This window comes from Ilumatobacter nonamiensis YM16-303 (genome assembly GCF_000350145.1).
Classification (GTDB): Bacteria; Actinomycetota; Acidimicrobiia; order Acidimicrobiales; family Ilumatobacteraceae; genus Ilumatobacter_A; species Ilumatobacter_A nonamiensis.
The window spans coordinates 1-385 of the sequence record NZ_BAOL01000370.1 but is presented as its reverse complement, the minus strand read 5'-3'; the positions used below and the strand labels follow the sequence as shown (position 1 = coordinate 385).

Here is a 385-nt window from a genome sequence, read left to right as displayed (position 1 = left end):
ACTGCTCCTCCACGGCGAGGCTCCACAGGTGGCGGAGCGGAGCGAAGTCGAACGCGGCGGTGTAGCCCAACCCGACGAACAACTGGTACCAGTTCGAGACGTAGAACAAGCCTGCGATCACGTCACCGCGGAGTTGACCGAGTGCTTCCGTCTGGAAGATCGCCGTGTAGACGACGACCAGCAACATCATCAGGTACAGGGCAGGGAGGAGTCGTCGAGCGCGGCGCTTCCAGAAGTCGGTGAGCGAGACGCGGTACGACCGCTCGCGCTCGGCGATGATCAGCAAGGTGATGAGGTAGCCCGAGATGACGAAGAACATCTCGACGCCGAGGAACCCGCCCGGGAGCCACGACGAGTTGGCGTGGTACACCATCACCGCGATCAC

At 62.9% G+C, this 385-nt stretch carries 1 protein-coding gene; it reads right to left on the bottom strand.

The window, feature by feature from the left end; translation table 11 throughout:
• A partial coding sequence (locus tag ON45_RS20695) for an acyltransferase family protein (protein WP_040496741.1) occupies nt 1-385 on the bottom strand: 385 nt, incomplete at both ends.